The organism is Allobosea sp. LjRoot237, from assembly GCF_964253285.1.
Taxonomy (GTDB): Bacteria; Pseudomonadota; Alphaproteobacteria; order Rhizobiales; family Beijerinckiaceae; genus Allobosea.
Genome location: NZ_CAXUQP020000001.1, coordinates 3834071 through 3854078, shown reverse-complemented (window position 1 = coordinate 3854078; position 20008 = coordinate 3834071). Strand labels below are relative to the sequence as shown.

18 protein-coding genes are annotated in these 20008 nt (G+C 67.1%); 10 read left to right on the top strand and 8 right to left on the bottom strand.

Annotated features, from left to right (window positions below; translation table 11 throughout):
- Positions 1-172: 172 nt before the first annotated feature.
- The 3 genes from ACSQ24_RS18685 to ACSQ24_RS18675 all read right to left on the bottom strand — a co-directional run bounded on the left by ACSQ24_RS18685 (position 173) and on the right by ACSQ24_RS18675 (position 3716).
- Positions 173-1012 (bottom strand): FAS1-like dehydratase domain-containing protein, encoded by an 840-nt coding sequence (locus ACSQ24_RS18685; RefSeq protein WP_436096127.1) that lies wholly within the window; start codon positions 1010-1012, stop codon positions 173-175.
- Positions 1013-1214: 202 nt separating this feature from the next.
- Positions 1215-2369 carry an acyl-CoA dehydrogenase family protein gene (locus ACSQ24_RS18680; protein WP_436096126.1) on the bottom strand — a complete coding sequence of 385 codons (1155 nt, stop codon included), beginning with the start codon at positions 2367-2369 and terminating at the stop codon, positions 1215-1217.
- A gap of 198 nt (positions 2370-2567) precedes the next feature.
- A complete protein-coding gene (locus ACSQ24_RS18675) occupies positions 2568-3716 on the bottom strand; it encodes a CaiB/BaiF CoA transferase family protein (RefSeq protein ID WP_436096125.1) in 1149 nt (382 codons plus the stop codon).
- A 245-nt stretch (positions 3717-3961) separates the two neighbouring features.
- On the opposite strand from ACSQ24_RS18675, the gene ACSQ24_RS18670 reads away from it, so the two are divergent.
- From ACSQ24_RS18670 to ACSQ24_RS18640, 7 genes are all read left to right on the top strand, one after another.
- The gene (locus ACSQ24_RS18670) at positions 3962-5257 is read left to right on the top strand and encodes an ABC transporter substrate-binding protein (RefSeq protein WP_436096124.1); all 1296 of its coding nucleotides are present in this window, start codon (positions 3962-3964) and stop codon (positions 5255-5257) included.
- A gap of 200 nt (positions 5258-5457) precedes the next feature.
- Positions 5458-6363 carry a branched-chain amino acid ABC transporter permease gene (locus ACSQ24_RS18665; protein WP_436096123.1) on the top strand — a complete coding sequence of 302 codons (906 nt, stop codon included), beginning with the start codon at positions 5458-5460 and terminating at the stop codon, positions 6361-6363.
- The gene (locus ACSQ24_RS18660) at positions 6363-7316 is read left to right on the top strand and encodes a branched-chain amino acid ABC transporter permease (protein WP_436096122.1); all 954 of its coding nucleotides are present in this window, start codon (positions 6363-6365) and stop codon (positions 7314-7316) included. The genes ACSQ24_RS18665 and ACSQ24_RS18660 overlap by 1 nt, the downstream gene beginning before the upstream one ends.
- Positions 7313-8062 (top strand): ABC transporter ATP-binding protein, encoded by a 750-nt coding sequence (locus tag ACSQ24_RS18655; protein WP_436096121.1) that lies wholly within the window; start codon positions 7313-7315, stop codon positions 8060-8062. Before ACSQ24_RS18660 ends, ACSQ24_RS18655 begins: the two co-directional genes overlap by 4 nt.
- Before the next feature lie 3 nt (positions 8063-8065).
- Positions 8066-8761 carry an ABC transporter ATP-binding protein gene (locus ACSQ24_RS18650; protein WP_436096120.1) on the top strand — a complete coding sequence of 232 codons (696 nt, stop codon included), beginning with the start codon at positions 8066-8068 and terminating at the stop codon, positions 8759-8761.
- Positions 8762-8958: 197 nt separating this feature from the next.
- Positions 8959-10392, top strand: a complete 1434-nt coding sequence (locus ACSQ24_RS18645) for an aldehyde dehydrogenase family protein (protein WP_436096119.1) — start codon at positions 8959-8961, stop codon at positions 10390-10392.
- Between the two features lie 107 nt (positions 10393-10499).
- Complete coding sequence (locus ACSQ24_RS18640) at positions 10500-11228, top strand: class I SAM-dependent methyltransferase (RefSeq protein ID WP_436096118.1); 729 nt, start codon at positions 10500-10502, stop codon at positions 11226-11228.
- Here the strand turns inward: ACSQ24_RS18640 and ACSQ24_RS18635 are convergent.
- A complete protein-coding gene (locus ACSQ24_RS18635; RefSeq protein ID WP_436096117.1) occupies positions 11206-11766 on the bottom strand; it encodes an Lrp/AsnC family transcriptional regulator in 561 nt (186 codons plus the stop codon). The two genes, ACSQ24_RS18640 and ACSQ24_RS18635, sit on opposite strands and share 23 nt — an antisense overlap.
- 48 nt (positions 11767-11814) lie before the next feature.
- Here ACSQ24_RS18635 and ACSQ24_RS18630 point away from each other — a divergent pair, with 48 nt between their 5' ends.
- Complete coding sequence (locus tag ACSQ24_RS18630; RefSeq protein WP_436096116.1) at positions 11815-13038, top strand: MFS transporter; 1224 nt, start codon at positions 11815-11817, stop codon at positions 13036-13038.
- A gap of 96 nt (positions 13039-13134) precedes the next feature.
- Here the strand turns inward: ACSQ24_RS18630 and ACSQ24_RS18625 are convergent, their stop codons facing one another.
- A complete protein-coding gene (locus ACSQ24_RS18625; RefSeq protein WP_436096115.1) occupies positions 13135-14259 on the bottom strand; it encodes a zinc-dependent alcohol dehydrogenase family protein in 1125 nt (374 codons plus the stop codon).
- Positions 14260-14464: 205 nt separating this feature from the next.
- Positions 14465-15427, bottom strand: coding sequence for a LysR family transcriptional regulator (locus ACSQ24_RS18620; RefSeq protein ID WP_436096114.1), 963 nt, complete (start codon positions 15425-15427; stop codon positions 14465-14467).
- Between the two features lie 203 nt (positions 15428-15630).
- On the opposite strand from ACSQ24_RS18620, the gene ACSQ24_RS18615 reads away from it, so the two are divergent.
- Positions 15631-16617: an MBL fold metallo-hydrolase gene (locus ACSQ24_RS18615; RefSeq protein ID WP_436096113.1), complete on the top strand. Its 987-nt coding sequence runs from the start codon at positions 15631-15633 to the stop codon at positions 16615-16617.
- Here ACSQ24_RS18615 and ACSQ24_RS18610 read toward each other — a convergent pair.
- On the bottom strand, positions 16584-16922 hold the full coding sequence (locus ACSQ24_RS18610) for a winged helix-turn-helix transcriptional regulator (RefSeq protein ID WP_436097924.1): 339 nt from the start codon (positions 16920-16922) through the stop codon (positions 16584-16586). The two genes, ACSQ24_RS18615 and ACSQ24_RS18610, sit on opposite strands and share 34 nt — an antisense overlap.
- 187 nt (positions 16923-17109) lie before the next feature.
- On the opposite strand from ACSQ24_RS18610, the gene ACSQ24_RS18605 reads away from it, so the two are divergent.
- Entirely contained in the window at positions 17110-18099 is a 990-nt protein-coding gene (locus tag ACSQ24_RS18605; RefSeq protein ID WP_436096112.1) for an NADPH:quinone reductase, read from the top strand.
- Here the strand turns inward: ACSQ24_RS18605 and ACSQ24_RS18600 are convergent.
- Positions 18096-19991, bottom strand: a complete 1896-nt coding sequence (locus tag ACSQ24_RS18600) for a bifunctional sugar phosphate isomerase/epimerase/4-hydroxyphenylpyruvate dioxygenase family protein (RefSeq protein WP_436096111.1) — start codon at positions 19989-19991, stop codon at positions 18096-18098. The genes ACSQ24_RS18605 and ACSQ24_RS18600 overlap by 4 nt on opposite strands.
- Positions 19992-20008: the final 17 nt, after the last annotated feature.

Below are 20008 nucleotides of genomic sequence, written 5' to 3'. Positions count from 1 at the left end.
GCTGCGAGAGACGCTAGCACCATGGCAGGACCGTGACACGCGGGAAGATGACGGCGTAGCCGTCATGCTCGGGCTTGACCCGAGCATCTCAGGCCGGATGAAGCTCCTATAAGCGCCTTCTCGTCATGAGATTCTCGGATCTACGCTTCGCTTCGTCCGAGAATGACGCCGCTCAGCGGCTCACGCCCTCCATCCGCACCCGCCCATCGGCACCTTCGGTCCAGGCGGCGATGGCGCCGTCCGGGAGGCGTTTCGCCTTCACCTGGAAGGCCTCGCCGGCGATCAGAGGGGCGAGCCCGCGATAGTCGAGCCGGATCGGTTCGCCGCCGGAAAGAGTGGCGATGATGTTCATGATCAGGGTCGCCTGGATCGGCCCGTGTACGACGAGCCCGGCATAGCCTTCGACGCCGGTGACATAGGGCTGATCGTAGTGGATGCGGTGGCTGTTGAAGGTGATCGCCGAATAGCGGAACAGCAGCACCGGGTTGGCCTCGACGGTCCAGGTCAGGTCGGCCGCGCGCGGTTCGGCCGGGGCCGGGGCAGGCGGCGGTTCTTCGCCGGGCTTGACTGCCTCGCGATAGACGATGTTGTGGCGCTCGCGCAGCGCAACGCCGCGGGCTGTGACCAGCTCATGATCGACGGCGACGAAGCAGAGCGGACCGGTGCGACCGTCTTTGTAAGCGACGTCGCCGATGGTCGAGCGGCGGGTAACCTCGTCGCCGGTTCGCAAGGGCGCGATCGTCTCGATGCGTCCGCCGGCCCACATCCGCCGCGGCAGCTCGACGGGCGGTAGGAACTCGCCCTTGGCGGCATGCCCGTCCGGACCGAGCGCGGCCATTGGCGAGATCGGCGGTGCGAGGCACCAGTGCAAAGCGAGCGGCGCTTCGCCTGCCGCATAGGGCGCGAGATGCGGCGCGAAGGTCGCCTCATAGCTGGCGACGAGCCGCGACGTGATAAGGTCGGAGGCTTCCTCAGTCTTGCCGATCCAGGATTTCAGATGGTCGATGTTCATGACGCTCCCTGCGAGGAAGGGCGCGGGGAACCCTCTCCTGGAAGGAGAGGGCAGGGTGAGGTGTAGGCCGTTCGACCAGTTCCGCGAGCGCTGACCGCGCGACCGGGTTCCAGCCAACGTTTCCAGTCCGAACACCTCACCCCTGCCCCCTCTCCTTCCAGGAGAGGGGTTCCCCGCGCCTTTGCGGTTGGCGTTGCAGAATTCAATAGCTTCTCGGCATGCCGAGCACATGCTCGGCGAGATAGGACAGGATCAGGTTGGTCGAGATCGGCGCGACCTGGTAGAGGCGGGTCTCACGGAACTTGCGCTCGATGTCATATTCCTCGGCGAAGCCGAAGCCGCCATGGGTCTGGATGCAGGCATTGGCTGCCTCGAAGGATGCATCTGCCGCGAGCAGCTTCGCCATGTTGGCTTCCGCCCCCGGATTCTCGCCAGCCTCGTAAAGTCTGATCGCTTCGCGCACCATCAGTTCGGCCGCGCGCATATTGGCGTAGGCCCGGGCGATCGGGAACTGGATACCCTGGTTCTGGCCGATCGGCCGGCCGAAGACCTGGCGCTCCCTGGCGTAGGTCGACGCCTTGTCGATGAACCATTTGGCATCGCCGACGCATTCGGCCGCGATCAGGATGCGCTCGGCATTCATGCCCGAGAGGATGTAGCGGAAGCCCTTGCCTTCCTCGCCGACGAGGTTCGCCGTGGGCACCTTCACATTGTCGAAGAAGACCTCGGTGGTGGCGTGGTTCATCATCGTGCGGATCGGCCGGATGGTGAGCCCGGCCTGAAGCGCCTCGTGCATGTCGAGGATGAAGACCGAGAGCCCATCGGTGCGCTTGGCGACCTGATCGCGCGGCGTGGTACGGGCGAGCAGAAGCATCAGATCGGACTGCGCCGCGCGGCTGGTCCAGATCTTCTGGCCGTTGACGACGTAATGGTCGCCCTCGCGCCGTGCGGTGGTACGCAAAGCGGTAGTGTCGGTGCCGCTGGTTGGTTCGGTGACGCCGAAGGCCTGCAACCTGAGCTCGCCCGAGGCGATCTTGGGCAAATAGCGCTGCTTCTGCTCGGCCGAGCCATGGCGCAGCAGCGTGCCCATCACATACATCTGGGCATGGCAGGCGCCGCCATTGCAGCCCTGGCGCTGGATCTCCTCCATGATCGCCGCCGCTGCCGAGAGGGGAAGGCCCGCCCCGCCATACTCCTCCGGGATCAGCGCCGAGAGGAAGCCGCTCTCGGTGAGTGCCGTGACGAACTCGGCGGGATAGGCCATCTCGCGGTCGAGCTTGCGCCAGTACTCGCCGGGGAAGTCGGCGCACAGCCTGGCGACCGCCTCGCGGATCTCGGTGTGATAGGAATCAGACATGGCACGGTGCTCTCGAAGGGGTCGCCGGAACCGCACTGGCTTCTCCTTCCCCCCGCTTGCGGTGGGGAAGGTTGGGATGGGGAGTCGGAAAGCCAAAGCTCTGTCTTTCATCGTCGCGCCGAGCGGCACTGCCCCCCGCCCTAGCCCTCCCCACCGCAAGCGGGGGGAGGGGACCGGTCGGAGCCTCGTTCATCTGTCTCATCCGATGTTTTGCCGCGCCGCTTTCGGAGCAAACTCGCTCCTGAGTACCTCGTCATGCTCGCCGAGGCCCGGGATCGGGCGCATCGGCACGCGCTTGCCGTCGACCAATGTCGGCGGCGCCAGCACTTCGACCAGGCCGTTCGGCGTAGGGACGGGCAGCGCCGTCACGGCGGGATGGTCGATCAGATCGGCGACCGTCGAGACCGTGCCAAAGGCGATGCGGGCCCCATCGAGCCCGGCCGCCGTCTCGGCATAGGAGCAGGTTTCGAGGATTGCCTGGATCGCCGCATCGAGGGCAGGGCGGGCGCGCACGCGCAGCACATTGCTGGCGAAGCGCGCATCCTCGGCGAGCCCGGCATCACCAAGCACGTCGCGGGCCAAAATCTGCCATTCGCGCTCGCTCTGGATCGAGATCAGCACCTCGGCATCGGCGAGGCGGAAGACGCCATAGGGTGCGATCGAAGGATGGGCAAGGCCGAGCCGCGGCGGCTCGATGCCGCCATAGCGCCGGGTCAGATAGGGCACGTTCATCAAATCGGCGATGGTGTCGAACAGCGAGAGCTGGATGCGCGAGCCCTCGCCGGTGCGGCCGCGCCGGATCAACGCCTCCAGGATCGCGGCATAGGCGGCGTTGCCGGTGGCGATGTCGGCGATCGAGACACCGATGCGTGTCGGGCCAGACTCGGCGCTGCCGGTGACGGCGGCAAGACCGGCCTCCGCCTGGATCAGGAGGTCGTAGGCCTTGCGGGTGTAATGCGGCGTGCCGGGCGCATAGCCGGAGATGTCGCAGGTGATCAGCTTGCGGTGGCGCTGGCGCAGCGCCTCGCTGCCGATGCCGAGACGGTCGGTCGCGCCGGGGGCGAAATTCTGGATGAAGACGTCGGCCTCGGCCAGCATCGCCTCGACCAGAGCGAGGTCATTTGCGTCCTTGAGGTCGACCCGGCAGGATTCCTTGCCGCGGTTGATCCAGACGAAATAGGACGACAGCCCCTGCGCATAGTCGTCATAGCCGCGCGAGAAATCGCCTTCCTCCCGCTCCAGCTTGATGACGCGCGCGCCGGCATCGGCAAGGCGGCAGCTCGCCATCGGAGCGGCCACGGCTTGCTCCAGCGCCACCACCAGGATTCCGTCGAGAGCATTCGTCATCAGATCGCCACGCGCCGTCCATTTTGCGCGAGACACCGATGTCGCGCCCTCGAAGTCAAATAGCGTTTTGCGATGGCCGCCATAGCGCCGCCGGCTCGCTGTGTGAGCGCCGCTCCATAGAAAAAGCGTATGGCCTTCATCGCTTTATCCTACTTGCCCGGTCACGGCGGCTATGCGCCCCTTTGATGGAGACGAGGCGCCGTCCAAGAGCGCCCACTGTCGTGCGAGGTTCAGGGAGGACGCTCATGAAGACGATGAAACTGGCGATTGCCGCGCTGGCGGGAACGCTGCTCGCGGGCTCGGCTTTGGCGCAGGACAAGCCCAAGGAGCTGGTGGTCGGCATCGCGACTTTCCTATCGGGCCCGGCCTCGGTCTTCGGTGTGCCCGGCCGCAATGCCGCTGATCTCCTGATCGCGGAGATCAACGCCAAGGGCGGCGTGCTCGGCGTGCCTCTGAAGCCGGTCTATGTCGACGAGGGCGCCGGCACCAACCAGCTCCTCTCCGAATATCGCCGCGTCGTGCAGGAGCAGGGCGCGCAGGTGATGCTGGGCGCGATCTCGTCCGGCTCCTGCAATGCGCTGGCGCCGGTGGCCGAGGATCTCAAGGTCGTCAACGTGATGTGGGATTGCGGCACGCAGACCATCTTCGAGGACGGCAAGTGGAAGTATTCGGTCCGGACCCAGGCCCATGCCGGCGCCGAGATGATGGCGACGCTGCTCTACCTGATGAAGGTCAAGCCCGACTTCAAGACGGTCGCCGTGGTCAACCAGGACTATGCCTGGGGCCGTGAATCCTGGGCTCTGTTGCAGGCGGGCCTGAAGGCGCTGAAGCCCGATGTCCGCGTCGTCGCCGAGCTCTTCCCGAAGTTCGGGGCGCCCGATTTCTCGACGGAGATCACCCGGCTTTCGGCGTTGCGGCCCGATGTCGTGATCTCGACCTCCTGGGGCGGCGATCTCGATACCTTCGTCCAGCAGGCGGCGGCGCGCGGCCTGCTCAAGCAGTCGACCTTCGTGCTGCCTTTGGCTGAAAGCTCGCTGGAGCGGCTCGGCAATGTCCTGCCGGAGGGCGTGATCGTCGGCTCGCGCGGCGACCACTACTGGCTGCACCCAAAATACAAGAACACGCCGGAGATGCAGGGCTTCGTCAAGGCGTACAAGGACAAGACCGGAGTCTACCCGATCTACCCGACCTTCCACATGCAGCAGGCCCTGACCGGGTTGGTGAAGGCCTATGAGAAGGCGGGCGCCGGCGGCAAATGGCCGAGCAAGGAGGAGATCATCGCCGCCTTCGAGGGGCTCGAGTTCAAGTCGCTCACCGGCACGATCACCATCCGCGGGGATCATCAGGGGCTGGAGGATCAATTGCTCGGCACGACCAAGCGCGTGCCGGACTATCCCTTCGCGGTCTACGACAAGATGGCGCTCTATCCCGGCAAGCTGGTGACCACGCCGCTCGGCGAGAAGTCGCTCGACTGGTTCGCCAAAGTGAAGCCCGACCTCGTCACCGACAAGTCGATCGAGACCTTCGACTACGCGAAGTGAAAACGGCCAAGCGCGACGCGAACCCCTCCCCCTTGTGGGGAGGGGCAGGGGTGGGGGTCGAAAAAGCCGGAATGCCGGATCGATCGTTCGCCACCCCGCTGTTGCTAGGCGCCTCGTCCTGCATCCGCTCGCCGAGCGGAGCCACCCCCACCCCTAACCCCTCCCCACAAGGGGGAGGGGAACTCGGTCGCGGATAACCGATGCCACCTGAAATGCTCTTCCTCGCCGCGCTCGACGGCCTGGCCTATGGCTCGCTGATCTTCCTCGTCGCGGTCGGCCTGTCGCTGATCTTCGGCGTGCTCGGCATCGTCAACGTCGCCCATGGCTCGTTCTATGCGATCGGCGCCTATGTCGCGGCGGCCGGCGTGCTCGCCATCGGCGCGGCGGGATTGCCGACCTGGCTCGCCTTTCCAACGTTGCTGATCGCGGCCGCGCTGGTCGGCATCCTCGTCGGTGGTCTCGTCGAGATCGCGCTGCTGCGCCGGGTCTACGGCAAGGAGGAGGTGCTGCAGCTGATCGTCACCTTCGCCGTGTTCATGATCCTGGAGGACGCGCAGAAGGTCGTCTTCGGCGTGCAGCCCTATTTCGCCAACGCGCCGATGAACTGGCTCGGAACGGTCGAGGTCTTCGGCATCTTCTACACCAGCTACCAGCTCATCCTGATGCCGCTGGTCGCAGCTGTGGTGCTGCTCGGCCTGCGCTTCTTCCTGCGTCGTACCAGCTTCGGCCGCGCCATCGTCGCGGTGACGCAGGACCGCGAGGCTGCGACCGCGATGGGCATCGACGCGGCGCGGGTCTACCTGATCACCTTCATCATCGGCGCCTCGCTGGCGGCGCTCGGCGGCGCGCTCGCCTCGGCCACGACTTCGCTGACCCCCGGTATCGGCGCCGGCACGCTCGTCCTCTCCTTCGCGGTGGCGGCGACCGCTGGTCTCGGCCGGATCGAGGGCGCAGCTGTAGCGGCGCTGCTGATCGGCCTCGGGCGCTCGGCCGCGGTCTATTTCGCGCCGGAATTCGACGTGCTGATCCCCTATCTCATCATGATGGTCGTGCTGCTCGTCCGTCCGCAGGGGCTGTTCTCGACCGTGCAGACGAGGAAGGTGTGATGGCGCGCCAACTCGTCTTCGGCCTCGCGCTGATCGCGGCGCTCGCCGCCTTCCCGCTGTTCTCGCCCTGGTCGACGGTGATCCTCACCGTCGCGCTTTGCGAGGGGCTGGCGGCGCTCGGCATCATGGTGCTGCTGCGCGCCGGCCAGGTCTCCTTCGGCCACGGCCTGTTCTTCTCGTTCAGCGCCTATGCCGTCGCCTTCCTGGCGGCGGCCAAGGTCGGCCATGAGGCGCTGATCCTGATCCCGGTCGGCATGGCGGCATCCGGCCTGCTCGCCGCCATCGTCGGCCTCTTCATCGTGCGCTACCGCGCGATCTTCTTTGGCATGCTCAACCTCGCCATCTCGATGGTGTTCTTTTCCTTGCTGGAGAAGCTGTTCTCGATCACCGGCGGCGCCGACGGCAAGCGCGTGCCGCGCCCGACCTTCGCCGGCATCGAGTTTGGCCGCGAGCAATTCGAGCTTGCGACCTTCTACGTCACGCTCGTGCTCTGCATCCTCGCCGCGCTCTTCGTCGCGCGCTATCTCACCTCGCCCGGCGGCAAGGCGCTGGAGGCGATCAAGTCGAACGAGACCAGGCTCGAATATCTCGGCGTCTCCCCGCGCAAGGTGCTCTACGGCGCCTATCTGCTCTCCGGCCTGCTGGCGGGCTTAGGGGGAGCGATCATTGCGCTGGTCTCCGGCCACGTTACGCCGGAACTGGCCTATTGGGTGCGCTCGGGCGAATTCGTCTTCATCGCGATCCTCGGCGGCATCGGCGGCGTCGCCGGTCCCTTCCTCGGCGCGCTTATGTTCCAGATCATCCGCGGCTATGCCGCGGTCTACGCGCCCGAGACCTGGCATGCCGTGCTCGGCGTCATGCTGCTCGTGATCATCTTCTTCGCGCCGGCGGGCCTCTACGGCATCGTCGCCGGCAAGGGTGGCAAGGCACAGCGCGAGGAGGGTGGGCGATGAGCGGCGTCATCCTCGAGGCGGACGACCTGCACCTGCGCTTCGGCGGTGTGCAGGCGGCGAACGGCGCCTCGCTCAAGGTCGCCGACAACGAGCGCATCGCCATCATCGGCCCGAACGGCGCCGGCAAGACCACTTTCATCAACCTCTGCACCGGCTATCTCAAGCCGCAATCGGGCCGCGTCATCTTCGCCGGGCGGGATGTGACGCGCCTGTCGCCGCGGGCGATCACTCGCCTCGGGGTCGGCCGTTCCTTCCAGATCCCGCAGCTCTTCCTCGACAACACGGTGATCGAGAACCTCCTGCTCGCGCTCTCGGCCCGAGAAGGCTCGTGGTCGCCCTTCCTGCCCATGCGGCGGCATCCGAAGGCCGAGGAGATGTGGGCGCTGCTCGACCTGATCGGCCTCGAGGAAACCGGCAATCGCATCGTCCGCGAGTTGCCGGAAGGCATGCGCAAGCTGATCGACATCGCCGTCGCGCTTGCGCTCGAACCCAGGCTGATCTTCATGGACGAGCCGACCAGCGGCGTCTCCTCGACCGAGAAATTCCAGGTGATGGACACGCTGACCCGGGTGCTCGATGCCCGCGCCACGACGGCGGTCTTCGTCGAGCACGACATGGACGTGGTTGCCCGTTACGCCAACCGCGTCGCGGTCTGGGCCGGCGGCCGCATCGCCCATCAGGGCACGCCGGAGGAGATCCTCAGCCATCCGGAGGTCCGCGAGACCGTGATCGGGGTGGGAGTCTAGCTCATGCTGGAGATCAGGGAGCTCTCGGCCGAGATCGAAGGCGTGCAGGTGCTGCGCCGGGCCACGCTGTCGCTGGAGGAGGGCGCGACGGTCGCCCTCATCGGCCGCAATGGTGCCGGCAAGACCAGCCTGCTGCGCGCCATCATGGGCTTCATGAAGGTGACCGGTGGCTCGATCAGCTTCGACGGCAAGCCGCTCGATACGGTGAAGCCGCATGAGCGCCCGCGGCTCGGCATCGGCTATGCGCCGGAGGACAGGCGGCTGTTCTCGACCTTCACCATCGAGGAGAACATTCGCCTGCCGGCCGAGGTGATGAGGCTGGGGGAGGCCGCAATCATCAGCCGGCTCGAGCGCATCTATGCGGTGCTGCCCGAGCTCGCCGATCTGCGCCAGCGCCCGGCGGCGGGTCTTTCCGGTGGACAGGGCAAGATGGCGGCGCTCGCCCGCGCATTGATGGTCGGCAGCCGCGTCATCCTGCTCGACGAGCCCTTCCAGGGCCTCGCTCCCGTCCTGGCCAATCGCTACGCCGCCGCCCTGCGCGCTTTGCGCGACAGCCATCCCGACATCGCCTTGCTGATCACCGAATCCAACCCCAGTCTGCTGCGCAACTTCGCAGCCAAAGCCTATGCGATCGAGCGCGGCGAGGTCAGCGAGACCGTGCTGGCGCAAAGCTCGCTCGCCGCGGCCGGGCTGCATTGAAAGCCAAGGATAAGCCCTCCCCCCTTGTGGGGGAGGGTTGGGAGGGGGGTATGCAACCCGCCGCCAGACATGATTTGCCGTGCGGCGCATGCAACGCGTCCGACCGTGCGGCTGACTACCCCCCTCTCTAACTCTCCCCCACAAGGGGGGAGAGGACAGGTCGAGGTTCGCTTCGAAGGACTTGGAAGGACGGTTTCATGACCCAGCACTTCATCAACGGCCGGCATGTCGCCGGGCGCACCGGCGAGACCATGGCGGTGCTCGCGCCGGCGACCGGCGAGGAATTCACCCGCATCGCCTGCGGCAACGCCGAGGATATCGACGACGCCGTCAGGGCCGCCCGCGCCGCCTATGAGGGCGCCTGGGGCAAGCTCACCGCGGCCGAGCGCGGCCGGCTGATCGCGAAGCTCGCCTTCAAGGTCCAGGATCATTTCGACGAGCTGGCGAAGATCGAGGCGCAGGACACCGGCAAGCCGATGGCGCAGGCCCGGGCCGATATCGAGGCGACGGTGCGCTATTTCGAGTTCTATGGCGGCGCCGCCGACAAGGTGCACGGCCACATCATCCCGTTCCTCAACGGCTACAGCGTCAACGTCGTGCACGAGCCCTATGGCGTCACGGGCCATATCCTGCCCTGGAACTACCCGGCGCAGATGTTCGGCCGCTCGCTCACCGCCTCGCTCGCCATGGGCAATGCCGTGGTGCTGAAGCCGGCCGAGGATGCTTGCCAGACCGCGCTGCGCCTCGCCGAGCTCGCCAGCGAGGTCGGCTTCCCCGATGGCGCGATCAATATCGTCACCGGCCGCGGCCATGAGGCGGGCGAGGCGCTCTGCCGCAATCCCGGCGTCGGCTTCATCTCCTTCACCGGCTCGCCGCAGGTCGGCCAGATCATCCAGAAGGCCTGCGCCGACAACTTCATCACCTGCACGCTGGAGCTGGGCGGCAAGTCGCCCCAGATCGTCTTCGACGATGCCGATTTCGATGCTGCCGTGCCGATCGTCTGCAAGGCGATCGTCCAGAACACCGGCCAGACCTGCTCGGCCGGCAGCCGCGTGCTGGTCCAGAAGACTGTCTATGACGACTTCGTCGGCGCTGTCGCCAAGCAGTTCGCCAAGCTGCGCGCCGGCACGCCCGAGATGGACCTCGACTGCGGCCCGGTGATCAACGCCAAGCAGCGCGGCCGGGTCCAGAGCTTCGTCGACCAGGCCCGCGAGCAGGGCATTCCGGTCCTCGCCGAAGGCGCGATCGCCCAGGACGTGCCCAATGGCGGCTTCTACGTGACCCCGACCCTGTTCGGCCAGGTGCCGCGCGGCAACCGGCTGGAGCAGGAAGAGGTCTTCGGTCCCGTCCTTGCCGCCTTCTCCTTCGACGACGAGGAGGATGCGGTGAAGCTCACCAACTCCACCCCTTACGGCCTCGTCGCCGGTGTCTGGACCAATAATGGCGGGCGCCAGCAGCGCGTCGCCAAGCGGGTCCGGGCCGGGCAGGTCTTCATCAATGGCTACGGTGCCGGCGGCGGCATCGAGCTGCCCTTCGGCGGCACCGGCAAGAGCGGCCATGGCCGCGAGAAGGGCTTCATGGCGCTGGAGGAGTTCGCCGTCGCCAAGACGATCGTGCACAAGCACGGGTGAGGTCTGGCGAGATGAGTCGCGGCCAGGTTGCTTGCCCGAAGCGAGTAGCTCTGGATCGCCGAAGAACAGGTCTTGCGCCCCGCCGCAGGCGCAACCATTGATCTACTATGATCACGCGGCCGGCAGGCGATACCGTCGAGATTCTTGAGAAGCTACTCGCGCCCTTGCCGGGCCGGCGTATCCTCGACATCGGCTGCGGCAGGGGCAGCCTGCTGCAGGCGCTGGCCGAGCGTGGCGCGAGCGTCGTCGGCCTCGATCCGGACGAGGCGATGCTGGAGGTTGCGCAGAAGCTCGTTCCCAAGGCGGCGCTGAAGCACGGCTGCGCGCAGCTTTTGCCTTGGGGCGATGCCAGCATGCACGCCGCGATCTTCCTCAACAGCCTGCATCATGTCCCGGTGCCCGACATGCTGCTGGCGCTGGAGGAAGCCGCGCGCGTCGTCGGCAAGGGCGGCAGTGTCGTCGTCATCGAGCCCTTGTCGGAAGGCTCCTTCTTCGATGCGTTGCGCCTGATCGAAGATGAGACCGAGGTCAGGCACGCGGCACAGGACGCGATCGTCCGCGCCATGCGTCGCGGCATCGTCAGCGAAAGCCGGCGGATCGAATATGATCGCGTCGAAACGTTCCCAGATGCGGCTGCCTTCATGGCGCGCGCCGTCGCGGCAGATCCCGCGCGGGAGGAACGTGCGGAGGCGGCGCGCGGCAAGCTGCTCGCGCGTTTCGAGGCGCTGTCGGAGCATGAGGACGGTGGCTACGTCCTGCATCAGCCGATCAGGCTGCACCATCTCAAGGTGCCGGTCGGGTCGAAGCCGTCAGTCAATCCGGCGATGTTTGGCTGACGGGCAGCTTTCGCGGGTCCTTGACGCGCCCCGGCCATTCGCCGGTGATGCCCGGCTGGACCGGCCGCTCCAGATAGGTCGAGAGCACGACATAGCTGCGGGTCGCGGTGACGCCGGGCACGTCGTAGATCTTCGCCAGCAGGCCTTCGAGCGCGTGGGTGCTCTGCGTACGCACCTTGAGCAGCATGCAGGTGTCGCCGGCGACCGAATGGATCTCCTCGACTTCGGGATGCGCCTCGATCGCCAAGAGCGTGGTCGTCTTGCCCCAGCCGGTGGTGTCGACATGAACGAAGGCGAGTAGCGTCTTGCCGGTCGCCTCCGGCTCGATCAGCGCCGCGACCCGCCGGATCGCGCCGGAGCGCCGCAGCCGCTTCACTCGCTCATGCGCCGCCGGCGGCGAGAGGCCGACGCGCTCGCCGAGATCGGCGTAGCTGATCGTCGCATCCTCGACCAGAACGCCTAACAGCTTTCGGTCCATGGCATCGAGTTCGCGCTCGGCTCCGCGGTTACGCCGAACGCCATCTGTTTTTTCGAGCATTCGTCGATCCTCGATTGATCCAGAATTTCATTCGGTCATTCTGTCAAAATGACGAATGAAAATCAAACAGCTTCGGAGGCGCCCCGGATTCCCTCGGCAGCCTATGCGCTGTGCCTGTGCATCGGGCTGGTCGGCGCCAACTCGCTGGCACTGGGGCCGATTGCGCCACGCGTCGCCGACAGCTTCGCCAGCGACGTGCCGGCGGTAATGATGGCCTCGGCCGCCTTCGGCATCGGCACGGCAGCGAGCGCCCTGCTGCTCGCCGGATTGATCGATCGCTTCGGCGCGAGGCGCATGCTGCGCTATGCCCTGCTCGCCTTCCTGGCCGCACTCGCGGCGAGCGGCGCGGCGCCGGTTCTCTCGGCCTTCGTCGGGGCACAGTTGTTGGCGGGCCTCGCGGCCGGCCTGGCGCTGCCGTCGATCTACACGCTCGCGGCGCTGGCCGCGCCTGCCGGCCGCGAGAGCGACACGCTCGGCGTCGTCCTGTTCGGCTGGACGCTCAGCATGGTCGCGGGCGTCTCGCTCTCGGCCGTGGTCGCCGACCTCTTCGGCTGGCGCATGGTCTATGGCCTCGTCGTCGTCGCCGGGCTCGCGGCGATGGCTGGAACCACCAAGCTGACCGCCGGCGGCAACGTGACCGGGCGCGCCGCGCCGTCGCCGCTCTCGGCGCTGCGGGTTCCCGGCATCGCGCCGCTGCTGCTCGCCTGCGCCGCCTTCATGGCCTCGTTCTACGGCGTCTACGCCTATGTCGGCGATCATCTGCATCGCGCGCTGGGCCTGCCGGTCAGCGCCGGTGGCCTGCTCGCTCTGTGTTACGGCCTCGGCTTCGGGGCGACGACCTTCCTCGACCGCTGGATCGACCGCCTCGGTCCGGCCCGCCTGCTGCCGGTCTTCTTCACCGTGGTCGGCGGCGTCTATCTGGCGATGAGCCTCGTCGCTGCGTCGTACCCCACGCTGCTCGCCGTGGTGTTCTTCTGGGGCATGGCCAACCATGCCGGGCTGAACGTGCTGATCCTCAGGCTGGGTGCTCTCGATCCCTCCCGCCGTGGCGCGATCATGGGGCTCAACAGCAGCGTGACCTATCTCGCGCTTTTCGCCGGGACGACAGGTTTCGGTCCGCTCTATGCCCGTGCCGGCTTTCCGGCGCTCGCCGGGCTCGCGGTTGCGCTCATGCTGGTCGCGGCCCTTGCTGCGACGCTGGCGCCGCGCTCCGTCATTCCGGGGCAGGCCGCAGGCCTGAGCCCGGAACCCAGAACCGATGCGGGTTCTTGATAATACTGGAGCTGGCCAGCCTCTTCCGGAAACGGCATCGGTTCTGGGTTCCAGGCTCGCCGCTTTGCGGCGCCCCGGAAAGACGCAGGGCTGATCTCACATCTGGATGACGTGTCGAATCGTCCGACCTTCGTTCAGCGCGTCGAAGCCCTCGTTGATGCCTTCGAGCGGGCTCGAGCTGGTCCAGAGCTTGTCGACCGGCATGCGGCCGCGCTGATAGAGCTCGATGAAGCGGGGGATGTCGCGCACCGGGATGCAGGAGCCGACATAGGAGCCCTTCAGCGTCCGCTCCTCGCCGACGAGCCGCACCGGCGCCAGCGCCATGGTGTGGGCGGGGTTGGCGAGGCCGGCGGTCGTCGTCGTGCCGCCGCGCCGCGTGATCTGGTAGGCGAGCTCCAGTGCCTTGACCGAGCCGGCCATTTCCAGCCCGTGGTCGACGCCGCCCTTGGTCGCGGCGCGGATCGCCTCGACCACATCGGGCGAGCCGGCGTTGAAGGTGTCGGTCGCGCCGAGCTCGCGGGCGATCCGAAGCTTCTCGTCGGAGAGGTCGACCGCGATGACGCGAGCGGCGCCACAGGCGGCGGCGCCGAGCAAGGCGGAGAGACCGACGCCGCCGAGGCCGACGACCGCGACCGTTTCGCCGGCGCGGACCTTCGCCGTGTTCACTGCGGCGCCGACGCCGGTCAGCACGGCGCAGCCGAACAGCGCCGCGATCTCGTGCGGGATATCGGCCTCGATCTTCACCAGCGAATGACGCGACATCACCGCATGCTCGGCAAAGGCGGAGACGCCGACATGGTGGTGCACCGGCTTGCCGTTTTGCGAGAGCCGGCGTCCGCCGGCCATCAACTCGCCGATGCCGTTGGCGGCATTGCCGGGCTCGCACAAAGCAGGGCGGCCTTCGCTGCACGGCGCGCAATGGCCGCAGGAGGGCACGAAGACCATGACGACACGGTCGCCTTTCCAGAGGTCGGTGACGCCCAGCCCGACCTCCTCGACCTCGCCGGCCGCCTCATGGCCGAGCACCATCGGCACCGGGCGCGGCCGGTTGCCGTCGATCACCGAGAGGTCGGAATGACAGAGGCCGGCGGCGCGGACCCTGACCAACACCTCGCCCATTCCAGGCGGGGCGAGCTCGACCTCCTCGATCCGGAGCGGCTTCGACTGCGCATAGGGCGCGGCGACGGGACTTGCGTGCAGGACGGCGGCGCGGGTCTTCAAGGCGTATCCTCGTGGCTTCGATTTTTCATCTCAGCCCTCATCCTGAGGAGCGATCGGAGATCGCGTCTCGAAGGATGCTCCAATTGTCTCCAGAGCCTCCTGAAGCATCCTTCGAGACGCCGCTGCGCGGCTCCTCAGGATGAGGGCTGAGGATGGCTGCAAGAGTGGGCGGTGCGGCCGCCGCCTGTCAAAGACGAAATCCCGATCAGCCGTATAAGGCCGGCGGATCGCTCTCGTCGCCGAGCGTCGCGGTCCAGCTCTCTTCGGTGACGAGGCCGCGCAATATCTCCCAGGAGAGCTGGCCGATGGCGCGGGCAGCGGCCGTCATCGGCCGCTCGGTCGAGTAGGCGAGATAGACCTTGCGATAGAGCGAAGGCTGCTCGATCGGCCAGGTCTGGAAGACGCCGGCCTTCTCCTGCGCCCTGACAGCCATGCGCGGCAGGATGCCGTAACCGAGACCGCGCTCGGCCAGGCGCTTGATCTGCGCATAGGATTCGATCTCCACCGCCGCGTGGACGGTGGCGTTGATGCCGGCCGCCGCCTCGTCGATTTGGTCGCGCAGGCCATGGCCCGGACCGGGCAGGATCAGGTCGAGCCCGGCGGCCTCGCTCAGCGTCACCACCTTGCCGGGCGAGGTCTTGAGCGCCGTCAGCGCCGGCACGCCAAACAGGCAGAGCTCCTCGGTCAGGATATGGTGGATGCCGAGCCCCTTCGGGTCCGAGGTCGAATAGATCACCGCGAGGTCGACCTCGCCCTTGCGCAGCCAGTCGAGCACGAAGCCGCTCATCGCCTCGGCGATGCGGATGCGGACATCCGGATAGCGCTCCTGCGTCGCCTCGATCAGCGGCACGCTGAACTGCTCGCTGACGGTGCCGGGCAGGCCGATGCGGACCTCGCCGGCTGGCGCCGCCTGCTCGCCGCGGACGCTGTCACGCAGTTCGGCGAATTCGGCGAGGATGATGCGGGCCTTGGTGAGCAGGCGCTCGCCGGCCTCTGTCGCCTGCACGCCGCGCGTGCCGCGATGCAGCAGGGCGACGCCGAGTTCGTCCTCCATATGGCGCAGATGCTGGCTCAGCGCCGGCTGCGCCACCCGAAGCTTGACTGCCGCCTTGGAGAACGAGCCCTGTTCGACGATGGCCGTGAAATAGCGCAACTGGCGCAGATCCATCGCCGCCCGATCCCCCATTGGTTTTGTTTCGCCTCGCCGCGCGAGCGCGAGCTTTCGCTTATGCAGACTAGAGCGAAGCCTTATTGGCCGTCCACTCCGCAGGCGTGCATCCTTCCCCACCGGCAAGGCCTGACGTGACGCCAGGCCTCCCGCGCGAAGAAGACGGCGCTCGACGCCGCTCCCTTTTGTCCCGGAGGAACGCCATGTCGAACCTGCTCATCCCGTCTACCAGCCGCCGCGGTTTCCTCTCGGGCGCGGCGGCGCTCGCGGCCGGGGCGGCCTTGCCGAGCGGCGCCTTCGCCAAGGCCCCGCTCGCGAACAGCCAGGTGCCGTACTATTACCGCTTCATGCTCGGCCAGGCCGAGATCACGGTGGTCTCGGACGGGCCGTTGCCGCTCGGCGATCCCGGCTCCAGCTTCCTCGGCCTGCCGAAGGAGCAGGTCTACGGCCTGCTCGAGACGAATTTCCTGGCCAAGGACAATGTCGTGCTCGAGCAGAACATCCCGATCGTCAATTTCGGCGACCGGCTGGTGATGTTCGACACCGGCATGGGCTTCTCCAAGGCCTTCGGCCCGACCACCGGGCGGCTCCTGAAGAGCATGCAGGAAGCCGGCATCGACCCGACATCCATCGACGCGATCGTCTGCAGCCACGCCCATATCGACCACACCGGTGGCATCTGCTCGGCCGAGGGCAAGCCCAACTTCCCGAACGCGCAGATCTATATCAGCCAGGTCGACCATGATTACTGGCTCGACGACGCCCGCCTCGGGACGCCGTTCAAGGCCTTCGGCGACCACGCTCGCGCGAACCTGCGCCCGGTGCGCGACCGCATCGTCTTCTTCAAGGACGGCCAGGAGTTCCTGCCGGGGATCACCGCGATCTCGGCGCCGGGCCACAGTCCCGGCCATACGATCTTCAACGTCTCCTCGGGCGGAAAGTCGTTCACATTCCTCGGCGATCTGACCCATCATCCAGTGCTGCTGACCGAGAATCCGCGCGTCGAGTTCGCCTATGACTGGGATCCGAAGATGTCGGTGCAGTCGCGGGTCAGGCTGCTCACCATGCTGGCCGAGCAGAAGACGCCTGTGATGTCCTATCACTTCGCCTGGCCCGGCTTCGGCAACCTCGCCAAGGCCGGCGACGGCTTCCGGTACTATCCTGCTCCCATGCAGATGCTGCGCGGCTGAGCTGTTCCTCCCCCGGACTCAGTCTCCGCAGCGTCCATGCGCGCCTGGAAGCTCTGGCCCCAGGCGCGCATGGCGAGCAGCACCGGCTCCAGCGAGAGCCCGAATTCGGTCAGTTCATACTCCACCTTCGGCGGCACCTCCGGGTAGACGATCCGGCGCACGACGCCATCCGCTTCCAACTCGCGCAATTGCAGGGTGATCATCCGCGGCGTCGCCCGTGGCGTCAGCCGGCACAGGGCGTTGAAGCGCAGCTTCCCGCGCAGAAGCTGAAACAGCAGCACCGGTTTCCAGACCCCGCCGATCACCGACAAGGTCGCCTCGACGCCGCAGCCCGTGCGCGCCGCCGGCTCGCGGCGTGGTCTCGTTCCGGCGGAGGGGAGTAGATCTGAGACAGTTACATCCATGATAGTACATGTTCTCTTTGTACGTACTTGTTCCTGATGAGCTATGACGACACTTGCCTGCTTCCGCAATCGCACAGGGAGCATGGCGATGAAGGCCGCGTGGTATGAACGCAAGGGGCCGGCGAGCGAGGTCCTGCAGGTCGGCGAGCAGCCTCAGCCGGTCGCCGGGCCGGGCGAATTGCTGGTCAGGGTCCGCGCCAGCGGTATCAACCCGTCTGATTGGAAGGGGCGTGCCGGCTGGCTGGGACGCGACCAGATGCCGTTTCCGCTGATCATTCCGCACCAGGACGGCGCCGGCGAGGTCGTGGCAGCAGGTTCGCCCGAGCTGGAGAGCCGTATCGGTGAGCGCGTCTGGTTCTACGAGGCGTCGCTCGGTCGGCCATTTGGCGCGGCGGCAGAGTATGTCGCGCTGCCGGCGCGGCAGGTCCAGCCGCTGCCCGCCAACGTCTCCTTCGAGGAAGGAGCCTGTCTCGGCGTACCGGCGATGACAGCGCATCGCTGCGTCTTCGCGGATGGGCCGGTTGCCGGCAAGGTCGTGCTCGTCACCGGCGGCGCCGGAGCGGTCGGTCGCTACGCCATCCAGTTCGCCAAGCAGGGCGGCGCGCGGGTGATCGCGACGGTGAGCCGCGAGGAGCAGGCGCGCTCCGCCAAGGTGGCCGGTGCCGACCTCGTGCTCAACCGCCTCAGCGACGATCTTGCGGCACGCATTCGCGAGTTCACCGGCAAGGAGCGGGGCGTCGACCGTGCCGTCGAGGTCGCCTTCGGCGCCAATCTCGATCTGACCATGCAGGTGCTGGCGCCACGCGGCGTGGTCGCGACCTATTCATCAGACGCGGTTGCGGAGCCCGTGCTGCCCTATTGGCCGCTGCTCCAGCTCGATGCGACGATCCGCTTCGTGCTGGTCTACGTCATGGACGCGGCCGCGCATGACGAGGCCGCCGCCGCTATCGGCGAAGGCTTGCGCGACGGCTGGCTCAGCCATGAGGTCGCCGCGCGCTTCCCGCTCGATGAGATCGTGCAGGCGCATGAACTCCTCGAAGGTGGCCGTGTCGTCGGCAAGGTCGTGGTGATCAGCTAATCCTCGTGCAGCGGGCGCGGCACCGTCACGGGCCGCGCCTCGCGCGCCTGCGCCGCCAGTCGCACCGGCGCATTGACCGCACCGAAGCCGGCATAGCCGCCGCGCCGCTCGACGATCTCGAAGAAGAAGCGCTGGGCGAAGACGTGGGTGTAGACCTGCAGGAACTCAGCCTCGCCGTCGCGGTCGTAGAGGATGTGATGCTCGCGCAGCCGGTCGAGGAAGGCCGGCTCTAGTCCGTAGCGGGCTTCGAGGTCGTCGTAATAGTTCTCGGGGATATCGAGGAAATCGAGCCCGGCGGCGCGCATCGCGGTCACGGCTGCGAAGATGTCCGGCGAGGTGAAGGCGATGTGCTGCACGCCCGAGCCGAAATGCTCGGAGACGAAGCGCGAGGACAGTGTCCGCGTCGCCTGCGAGCCGTTGAGGATGAGGCGGACCGAGCCGTCGGCATTGACCAGCGGCCGGCTCTGCACCAGTCCGGCGGGGTCGGCGATGGCGAGTTGCGGGATGCGGTCGAGCGCGAAGAGCGAGGTGTAGAATAGCAGCCAGGACAGCATCTCGTCATAGTCCATCGACTGCGAGATGTGGTCGACATCGGTGAGCAGGGCAGGAGCGCTGCCGCCGGCACCGGTGGCGATGAAGTCGTCATGCCAGCTCTGGGCGCCGTCATGGCGCGGCTCGGTGAAGTAGATCAGGCTGCCGCCGACGCCGCGGATCGCCGGGATCTCCATCTCGTCCGGCCCGACCGACTGCTCGAAGGTCGTGTCCTTCAGTGCCCGGGCGCGCGCCATCGTCGCCTCGACATTAGCCACCCGCAGCGCCAGCGCGCAGACGCCGGGTCCGTGCATGATCGCATGCGATTGGGCGAAGCCGTCCTTCTCGGTGTTGACGATCAGGTTGATGCCGCCCTGGCTCCAGCGCGTCACCGCCTTGCTGCGATGCTCGCCGCTCTTGTGGAAGCCGAGCGCGCTGAAGAGTGTGGTCAACGCCTGCGCCGGCTCCTCGTCGAGCGCGAATTCGAGGAACTCGACGCCGAGCAGCGGCGCGCGGTCCGGCATCTCTGCCTTGGCGGGATCGCTCAGGCGAGCCGTCTGATCGGCGAGCTGGATCAGCGAGCGCAGCCCGTCGATCGCGACGCGCTTGGCCGAGCCGGCGCGGAATTGGTCGTTGAAGATCTCGAGCGAGAGCGGGCCTGAATAGCCGGTCGCCTCGACCGCCCGGAGGAAATCGGCGACGGCGAGGTCGCCCTGGCCGGGGAAGTTGCGGAAGTGCCGGCTCCAGCTCAGCACGTCCATGTCGAGTTGGGGGGCGTCGGCGAGCTGGACCAGTTCGATCCGGTCGCCGGGGATCGAGGCGATCGGCTCCAGCGGCGAGCGCCGCGCCAGCGTATGGAAGGAATCGAGGATGAGGCCGATGCGCTCATGGTTCGCCCGGCGCACGATCTCCCAAGCGTCGCGATAGTCGTTGACGTGCCTGCCCCAGGCCAGCGCCTCGAAGCCGACGCGCACATCATGCTTGCTGGCGAGGTCGCCGAGCTCGTTGAGATCATGGGCCGCGCGGTCGATCCCGCCCAGCGATTGCGGCGAGACGTTCGAACAGATCAGCATGAGCCTGGCGCCGAGCTCGTTCATCAATTCGAACTTGCGCCGCGCCCGCTCGAAGGTGCGGCCGCGCAGCGGTTCCGGCATGCCCTCGAAATCGCGGAAGGGCTGGAAGGCGACGATGGCAAGGCCGAGATCGGCGATCATCTTGCCGACATCGCGCGGATTACCGTCGAAGGTCAGGAAGTCGTTCTCGAAGACCTCGACCCCGTCGAAGCCGGCTGCCGCGATGGCCTGCAGCTTGTCGGCGAGGTCGCCGGAGAGCGAGACGGTGGCGATCGAGGTCGGGTTCATGGCTGCTCCGTAGTCAG